6 protein-coding genes are annotated in these 8,387 nt (G+C 35.9%); 2 read left to right on the forward strand and 4 right to left on the reverse strand.

All coding sequences use genetic code 11. The features are described 5' to 3' along the window. Positions 1-120 precede the first annotated feature (120 nt). Entirely contained in the window at positions 121-2,214 is a 2,094-nt protein-coding gene (locus DBR11_RS01595; protein WP_108549858.1) for an AAA family ATPase, read from the forward strand. Positions 2,215-2,509: 295 nt separating this feature from the next. Further along, positions 2,510-3,034 carry a hypothetical protein gene (locus DBR11_RS29345; RefSeq protein WP_146186436.1) on the forward strand — a complete coding sequence of 175 codons (525 nt, stop codon included), beginning with the start codon at positions 2,510-2,512 and terminating at the stop codon, positions 3,032-3,034. Between the two features lie 101 nt (positions 3,035-3,135). Here DBR11_RS29345 and DBR11_RS01605 read toward each other — a convergent pair whose 3' ends face one another. The 4 genes from DBR11_RS01605 to DBR11_RS01620 form a co-directional block, all read right to left on the reverse strand. Continuing rightward, on the reverse strand, positions 3,136-3,552 hold the full coding sequence (locus DBR11_RS01605) for a hypothetical protein (protein WP_108549860.1): 417 nt from the start codon (positions 3,550-3,552) through the stop codon (positions 3,136-3,138). Continuing rightward, positions 3,545-4,135, reverse strand: a complete 591-nt coding sequence (locus DBR11_RS01610; protein ID WP_108549861.1) for a hypothetical protein — start codon at positions 4,133-4,135, stop codon at positions 3,545-3,547. The genes DBR11_RS01605 and DBR11_RS01610 overlap by 8 nt, the downstream gene beginning before the upstream one ends. Before the next feature lie 108 nt (positions 4,136-4,243). Continuing rightward, entirely contained in the window at positions 4,244-6,124 is a 1,881-nt protein-coding gene (locus tag DBR11_RS01615) for a UvrD-helicase domain-containing protein (protein ID WP_108549862.1), read from the reverse strand. After that, on the reverse strand, positions 6,121-8,316 hold the full coding sequence (locus tag DBR11_RS01620) for an ATP-dependent endonuclease (RefSeq protein ID WP_108549863.1): 2,196 nt from the start codon (positions 8,314-8,316) through the stop codon (positions 6,121-6,123). Before DBR11_RS01620 ends, DBR11_RS01615 begins: the two co-directional genes overlap by 4 nt. Positions 8,317-8,387 lie beyond the last annotated feature (71 nt).

The raw sequence follows: 8,387 nt of genomic DNA on the forward strand, positions 1-8,387 counted from the left end.
ACAAAACATTATTCAAACAACCAAAATGTACTGTAGATGAGCAGCAACGACAAACTGCAGTTATATCATTTTTTTTGCAATACCCTTCTTGTTGATTACTTTTAGACTTAAATCTATATCATGTCATTTCAGGCAAAATCAATTACCAAAGACCACATACTTGAAGCTACCAGCCAAATAGAGTCCAACCAAATTTCACTTCATCCAGGAACAGGTTACGAGGTTTTTATTGAAGGTAGGGCTTATCCTCCCAAAGAAATTATCCGCTATGCACACAAGTTGGCAACTGGTGATGATCCCGGTAAGATTTACGGTGGTAAACAGGTTAACCAAATCCTTCGTGATCTAGGTTTCGACGTTAAACGAAAAATCAAATTCTGGAAACTTGGCTGCAACTGGGAATCACGTAATCCGAGTTTTTTTGATATTATTCAAAATCAACGAATTGTTATCACTGTCGATAAATTTCCATTCAGGATTAACGATATTGTACTAATTACTGAGGGGTTCACCGTATACGCACTCGGAAAAGTGATCTCGTCACTTCAACCAATCACTGAACTTCCACAGTTACAGCGATCATTGGAAGATCATAAAGTACCATTTGAAGATTGGTTGCTTTATGCAGAGGTTGAATGGTATGATTTGAGTGATACACAAATATTTCGTTACATGCTACAACAAGGCATCCGACAGGTGCATAAGCAGGATGTAATCGACAAAGTATTGGATATCTGGGAAAACCGAGATACTGTTTTGAACCGAATTAATTTCTATGTCAAGGAGTATTTGGAAAAACCTGAAGCACATTGGCAATATCCCTGTTTTGCATTAATTCCAAAAATATGGAATGACTTTGGTTTCCAAACCTGTTTTGAGCTATTCCTCTATACATCGACCGAAACACGAGAAGGATTTGGAGAAATAAAAATCTTACAACGAGATGAGACAACGACAAAGCTGAGCCGCCATTTCACTTCCCTATCACCTGATTTTTGTTCACTTGGACAAACATTATCGTATTATAAAACGCTTCGAATAAGCTTTCCTTCGGAGTTTATAGATATTGGGCGAGCATTACGCGATTGCGTATTAATTCCTGGCATACGCGAGGAATTTGAACAACTACCTGGCTTCCAAAGGTCCTTAGTACGCTCAAGCGAAGCACTAAAAACACTATATGAATCAAACGATCTTTTACAACAAGGGTTAATTAATCCAGATCCTCAATTTAATTTTACTTTCGAATATATGGTATCGGGCGCTGCAATGCCTCATGTGATTGACTTTAGTTTCAACTGTGATAACAGTTTACCAAACAGCTTCTTTTGTCTTATCGGTAAGAATGGAACCGGTAAAACACAGATATTGTCACAGCTCGCAAAAAAATTATCCAACAACAACGAAGCCGGTGAATTCCGATCGAAACGCCCCTTGTTTACGAAGATTATTGCTGTTAGTTTCAGTTTATTTGACAAGTTTGAGATACCAAAAACAGAAGACATAAGTTATGAGCTGATCAGCTTCAAGGATAACAAAGGACAATTAGATGAGGCGCATATTGCAAATCGGCTTTGGCGCGCATATAGCCACTTATTGAAAAGCCGTACGAGAAAGAACATTTGGTTGAACTGTATACAGAACTCGTTAGACATCGATTTTATGCGCATGAATCTAGCTCAACTGGAAACTATTGTTTCTCAACAGGATTTTGAAGAAAAACTCAATTCTGGTCTAAGTTCGGGTCAGCGAATTATCTTTCATTTTATAACGCGGTTGATTTCTGTTATGGAGCAGAATTCAATTGTTATTTTTGATGAACCAGAGACACACCTACATCCAAACATAGCGGGGAAACTAATTTCCGCTTTACGTTATGTGCTACGAAATTTCGGTTCAGTTTGTATACTAGCTACACACTCTCCGGTTATTGTCCAAGAGATTCCCTCACGTTTCATCCGAATTTTAGAACGGGAAGACAACATCCCGATGATTCGTCAGCCACTTATCGAGTGTCTAGGTGAAAATCTGACTAATATCAACAATGATATTTTTCGGATAGATCAAGAGAACGCACTTTATAAAATCACTTTACACGAACTGGCCAATCGCTTCACGATGGATCAGATTGATAGCATTTTCAATAACCAGCTCAGTTTTAATGCTAAAGTATACTTACAAACGATAATCCGATCCGATAATGGTCAATTGTAATTACATCCACCTCGACGAATACCAGTTTTTCCGAATAGTAGTCAGTGAAAAAAAACACAAATCCCGCATAATACTTCAGCCAATATGTCAACGGATTGAACAGGCCTATCTAACCTACCTGAATGATTTTGACAGCCTTTGCGGACAGCCCGAATCACATTTTGCTACAGACGATCAAAACATTCGTACCGCTTTACAGAAATGTTATTCCAGCAGTACCAATTCGTTTACACAATTCAGAGCTAACTATTATAATCATCAGCCACCGGCGGTCCGGGACCTGTGCCCATATTGTATGATTGACACACCTTACACTCTTGATCACTATGTTGGCCAAACTGAATTTCCTGAATATTCTATTTTGACCAAAAACCTATTACCTTGCTGTTTTAAATGTAATCAACAAAAGAACGAGACTTGGCGATCAAATAATGTTAAAACGTTTCTTAATTTTTATGATGATCGCTTCTTGCAGTATCCATTTTTAATTGCTGACATGCAATTTATCCGAAATATCGCAATACTAAGTTTTACACTTATACAACCTGCTGAAATCAACAATTTACAATTTGCGTTAATTAACCGTCATTTTAGTGCACTTGGTCTTTTAGAAAAATACAACAAGAAATCGAACAATCGGCTATCTTCCGAGATAAAAACGATTCAGTATATGATGGGTGATGGGTGGATAGATGCTGATATTAGAGCTCAATTATTAGCGCGTTACAATGGTTTTTCTATTCAATACGGTCCGAATTACTGGGAATGCCATATTTATAAAGCACTGGCTGACCATCTCACAGAAATACGACTGCTTTAAATCACTAGCTGAATTCAATAAATTATCCAATGCTATATGGTAAAGTCCACACAGAGGCTATCACAAACACTGTTAAAATGTAAATGCAGTTAAAAAACAATCTATTCGGGATTTAGATTCTTGAGTTGGATCATATATTTGAACGAAATAATAATGATATTGACGGTCAACAAAATGGAGAATGCTGTAACCACTACAAAACTCGCAGTCGCGGTATTATAATTTTCCATATCAAAGCCTGTGGATCTATAATACTGATAGGCAATTTTAAGTTGATTAATAAACTCAGGAATAAATACAAGGGTAAGTACAATAGACCCAAAAAATAATGGTATAACTTTACTGTTCCGAATAATCTTTGCTTTTTCGTAATCTAAGGCATTATCCTTTTTTAGGCTTCCAGATTTTGGACTGATATCTAAAACACCTTTGATTTCAGGATAAAACAGACTATATATAGTGGTAAGAATTGCTACCAGTAAACTCGCGGAGGATAGGATATCGGATATATTATGCATTGTAATCTTTTATTGTTGGTGCTATCCTAAAATGATTACACAATTCGTTATAGGATGAATTTTGAATTGTATATATCCCATTAGTTTCTGAATCTTTCACAACTATAGGGAGCTTAGTGCTAATCGATCCAAGGATCTTATTTAATTCATCCTTAAAAAATAGATTATTAATGGGAAGTTTAAAATCTGCATTAGCATTCTTCAAAGCTTCATCATCTAACAGACGTTTAAGCGACTCAAAAATAATGGTACTGAGCTCATATTGATATTTTGCAGTGATGGCTCGGATAAGACCACGGGCTTCGGTTGGGGTCACTTGAAAAAGTGCGCAGATTTGTTGTTCACCGGGAATTTGTCCATCAAAATAATATTTGATCAAGTTGAGCAGTCTGAATTCTTGCATGTCTTTCCCTCTTGTAAATACTCGCTGACCTAGGATCATCTTATTATACTCCGATAAGGAAGCTTTTGCAATTTTTGAGAGCTCATCCCCAAGTTGTTGATCATTACATTTTAAAATGTTTTTTAAAAGATCTGTTTCTTCTTGTGAAGCTTCGAAATCAAATTGTATTGTCTTGTTCATTTAGCGTATCTTGTTTAGCTTATAGTAAAAATCTATACATTATTCTATAAAACTAACGATTTTATTTCATGCTGTTCATTCAAAAACTACACAACTATGTATAACAAATTATAATATTTCTATTTCTTCATCATTGAACCATCCAAATTCAATAGCATTTCTTCTAACTGCTTGAGGATTGTCAGAATAAGCAACTATAGCTAGACTTTCTTTAGCCCGAGAGCATGCAACATAAAACAGCCGTCTTGTACGATCAATACCTGTTTCCTTCCCCTCATGAATATTCTTGTGGTCACCAGTGCTTAACTCTTTTGCTCCAAATAGTTTATCATAACTAAACATAAAGCCTTTAGACTCTTCATCATCAATAATTACCATTACTCTAGGATATTCTAATCCTTTGACCCCCTGATGTGTTCCAAATCTTGAACTTTCACTTAAGTATGCGTTGTAATTGTAAATTTGAGAGAAGGGAGTTTCTAATGCTTTATTCCAGGCAGCTAGCATGTCATCTTTACTTTCAGCAGGCTCTGCAGATTCTTCAACAATATCTGACAAGATAGTAGCGAGAGGGTACAGAGCATCTGGAATTGGGAAAAGTCCAGATTCAGCAACATTACGCAAAACCTGCAATGAAGTAGGTTCCTTATTGCTTTCCCATAGCAAAAATAGACTTTGGACTGCATCATTAGCCTTTTTAACTTGGCTGAGTTGAGTCTCACTTAAAGATAGTTCATTCTTTCTTAGCAGTGCTGAAGAGTGTTTTACAATTTTAGCTATTTTAAATTTGTTACCTTCCTGATGTGCTTCAACTAGTGGCAATATTATTCTTGTAAAAAAACCAATACTAGAAAGAGAGCCATCTAATAATCCCGTCTTCAGAACATCCTGTTCGTATAATGGCTCAAAAAAATCGAAAAAACCCATTCTCTTCGCTGCCATATGATGCTCTAATATTAATATTTTGAACTTATCATGGTCTGGCATCCAAAGCTTATCTCCAGTAAGTTCAGCCATTTTTCTTGCTGCCATTTTTTCAATTTCTGTTTTATCAGAGGTCCTTGGAGAAATAAAAAGCTTCACGAAACCCTCTTCCTTTTCAACTCTAGGGATTTGAAATTGACTATCTACACTTTTACGAATATCATTTACTAAGTTAATGATACGCTTATTGGAGCGATGATTCATTTTCTTAGAAGGAGTAATCCATCCTAACGGAAGTTCTCGGCCGAGGTTTTCCTTTCCATCGGAATAAATCCTTTGCATTGTATCACCGAATAATCCAAGTGATAACCTTGTCTGTTTTTTCACTTGAAGTTCAAACAGCGAATCAATTAAATCCTTCTTTGTATCCTGACTCTCATCGACTAGAATCACTGGAAATCGATCTGAAACAATGTCTTGCATGAGCGGTTTATTTTTTATGAAATAAGCTGTAAGTGCAATTACTTCTGTATGATTTAATGCATCTCTTGTTGTATTGTCTCCATTAGGATTGTATGTAAACTTCAGAATTGAATCTAATGATTCTAGTCGTTTTGATTTTGATTCGATTTTCCTTGCTCTTTCCATAGAGGTTTTATTCATCAAATCTCTGCTCTTTGCCTGAGCAATTTCAAGTTCTTCTATTTCCAATTTGATGTTTTGTTTTAACCACAAACGAATATCTTGGGTAAGATGACTAATCAACTCCCAACTAAAGCTGTGAATAGTACTGATACTAAATATAGGATCATGTTCCAGACGATGTGTAATTTCATCTGCAGCTGCATTTGTATAAGTGATAATAGCTACCTTCTGCCTCCTTAAACGAAAACTGCTACCATAATCAATTTTAAATCTGCCCAATACATTAACAAGAGATCTGGTTTTGCCCGATCCAGCCCCGGCGAAGAGAAAAAAACTTTTAGGGCATGCAGGGTTTAAGCAATTGAATATTTCTTCATCGACCCCTACATCAATGTCATTCCCATTTTGGATTTCACTCATATCCTAGTCGTTTTTAATCCAGGTTTATTAACTGCTAATTTTTTCTCAATCCAAGCGAGCCCCTGATTAATATATTCAGGTGGTTGTAGTGTCTGAGGATCCTGGAAATATAGAAGTTCAAGGGCAAATTCAGCTTTCTTAGCTCCTTTAGCTGTGATTGCTTCGTACATCAGCGTTGCTGACCTTTCGGGATCCGATTCTGTTGCTGCATTAACCATCTTTTTAATTAGCCCCGTTCCACCAGTGATAGTGGAAAACAATGAAAGGTTTGTTAATACTAATGAATCTTCGAAGGTATAGGGGTAAACCTCTACAGGATTTTTACATTGTATTAATTGAATAGGGATTTGATAAGCTACTTTAATCGGATTATCATTAGATTCCTTTTTTTCCTCATCCAACACAAGCAAACCATCAAGATCTTTAATCTTCGGGAGCCAGGTTTTAATTGTTTCATTCCCCGTTTGAAATTCTTTAGACTTTCCTGGCTGCACCTTTGAGTAATTTGAATTAGGATCAACAGAATCCAAATCCGTAATCACAAGGCAAATAATCCCTAAACTTTCAATTAAGGGCTTGAGTGTATGGGCATGACTTCCCCCAATTTCTAGTAGTGACAAATAACAATTGTCAAGTTCACTATGTTGCTTAATGAAATAAGGTACTAACATTCTTTCTGCAGGCCCTTCTACTAAAATAACAGCATCAGCAAAAAACAAATCGCAGTGAGTCGTTTTCAAATATCGAATCGCAAATTTCGTTGTCTCATCGTCACTTCCGAAGGTTTTCGAAAGATTTACAACGGTAGAAGTTTGACTAATTCCGGGCAAAGGTTCCGATCTCCTAAAATATCGTAGTGAGGTAAATTTAGCTTCATGTGCAATATGATTAGAATGGGTGCTGATCACAAGTTGAGTGCTAAAGTTCCCACCAGCTTGTAAATTTGCATGACTTCGTAATATTTCGTACGCTTTTTTTATAAAGACCTGTTGAACTTGTGCATGCAAATGAGCTTCAGGTTCTTCAATCAATACTAAGTGTAATGGTTCAAACTCGATTACCCCCAAATCTGTTTTATCATTAAAATTTTTACCAACTTGCATCCACTCATCACGAAAACGGATTAATTTGAAAATGATTGAAATTAAGTTTTGATAGCCAAGCCCATTATACTTTTCCGGAAGTGATAATCCTTCTTCAAGAACATATTGGACAGCAGATTCATGATTTAATCCATCAAGTGTATTGAATTGACTAGATAAATTAATTGTGGGATTGCCAAAGCCAGGATAATTTAAAATTTCAAGCTCCGCAAGTGACTCTTTAAAACATTCCTTTAAATTCTGGTCAAAAAGTTTCTTAGCATCATTAATAGCACGTAATGCATTAATATCATCCGTTGTTGGATTGATTGTAGGATTTAGATGTTTGTCATAATAACTGCGAAGCTGTCCAGATAAATTTTTGATGCTCGAAACACTTTCATGGCTATCAGAATTAACATCAGAAAATCCACGCTGAGCATTAATAATATCTATTTTGATTAATCCATTGAAGGCGTCCCCTTCTATTGGAATATCACTCACATTCAATATTTGAGGTGATGAAGATTGTTCAGGATCTAAAAGATACGTATGAACCTTAAAAAATTTGTTTAGATTGCTTTTCTGATCAAGAAAATCCCAAAGTGTCACAGGCCATATATTAAAATCATCGCTATCTACCTTTCCAAGTTTGACAAGACTTTTTGCAATTTTGGATGCTGACGTAAATTCCCGAAATAATTCATTTATATCTAATGGTTCATATCTCAATCTAATCCCCAATAACCCACCTTTCCATTCCAGTGTCGGTATCAGATGATGTATATAATGTAATTCACGCTCCTCAACCCGCAACCATACGTCCAAAGCCGGAAGATGACTAACCCACTGATCTATATTTAGATTCAAATCTTCCAAACCTGCATTACACCATTCTTCACCTAAGGCATTCAGTTTTCCCCAATTTGATAATGTGAAATCACGTGTTGTGAACTTCGTTTTTAATTTGAAGAATAGTATCAGAGCATCCATTGCAGTTGTTTTACCACTGTTGTTGGCTCCTACAAAAAGTGTTTGATTGTCTGTAAAGTCGATCCGACAATCTTTTAGTTTGCGAAAATTCTGAATATGTACAAACTCAATTTTCATATGATTACGTTAATTAGTATTTGAAATAAAAATAGAGTTTTTAAGTATAATTTTCACTCAAAGTTTAAAGA

It is taken from the genome of Pedobacter sp. HMWF019 (genome assembly GCF_003061025.1).
In the GTDB taxonomy this organism is placed as follows: Bacteria; Bacteroidota; Bacteroidia; order Sphingobacteriales; family Sphingobacteriaceae; genus Pedobacter.